At 43.4% G+C, this 985-nt stretch carries 1 protein-coding gene; it reads right to left on the reverse strand.

The genetic code is table 11. The annotated features are described in order from the left end of the window. Window positions 1-169: 169 nt before the first annotated feature. A partial coding sequence (locus tag KL866_RS00500; RefSeq protein ID WP_214992397.1) for an efflux RND transporter permease subunit occupies window positions 170-985 on the reverse strand: 816 nt, incomplete at its 5' end.

Here is a 985-nt window from a genome sequence, read left to right on the forward strand (position 1 = left end):
CTTGCCAGCGCCTTCTGAGTTGGCAATGATCTATGCGGATCGGTATGGTTAACTGCGGTTACTGTAAATCCAGAAAAAGCGGGCTAGCTTACACTTTTCGTCAATCACGTTGACGTAAATGTTGAAACTAGAACCGCTTTTCGTCTTGTTGCTCGTTTAAATATGCATCTTAATTAACGATTTTTATATACGTGGCTACACGCGCTTTGCTCGTTTTAAACAGTCGTTGGGTTTTAAACCTGAGTTTTAGTAGCAATACATATGCAAGAGGTACCAAAAATAGACTGGTCAAGGTAGAGAACACCAGACCACCAATAATTGCAATGGCCATTGGTGAGTAGGGAGGACCGTCGCCGCCAATTCGAGTACTACCCATAGCAAGTGGGACAAGCCCCAAAACTGTTGTGGCTACTGTCATAAGAATAGGCCTGATACGTGTCATGCAACCTTCAATCACTGCCTCATACAGCGACAAGCTTTCGTTGTTAAGCTGATTAATTCTGTCTACCAACACAATGCCATTGTTAACCACAATGCCCATCAGTATCAGCATACCAATCATACCCATGATAGACATAGATGTTCCAGTAACCATGAATGCCCAAAAAACACCTGTGAAGGAAAACAGTAGTGAAGTGATTACAGACGTTGGAAGGATAAGCGACTCAAACAGCGCTGCCATCACAACGTATATCATGCAAAGCGCTAATAGCATATTCATTTGCATTACAGCGTTAGCTTCATCTTGGCGAGAGAAGCTGCCGTCTAGCGTCCATTTATACCCTGTAGGCAATTCAATATTAGCTAATGCGTTCTTGATGCGTTCACGAGCTTGTTCGGTGGTGGTTTCACCTTCTAAATTTGCACCAATAGCTAGCGCGGTTTGACGATAGTTGCGATTAATCTGCGACAGCTGAGGCACCACAGAAAAATCTGCAATCATATTCAGCGTTACCGATTGCCCTTGTGTAAATCCAATATTGAC

Source organism: Alteromonas sp. ALT199 (assembly GCF_018619335.1).
Classification (GTDB): domain Bacteria; phylum Pseudomonadota; class Gammaproteobacteria; order Enterobacterales; family Alteromonadaceae; genus Alteromonas.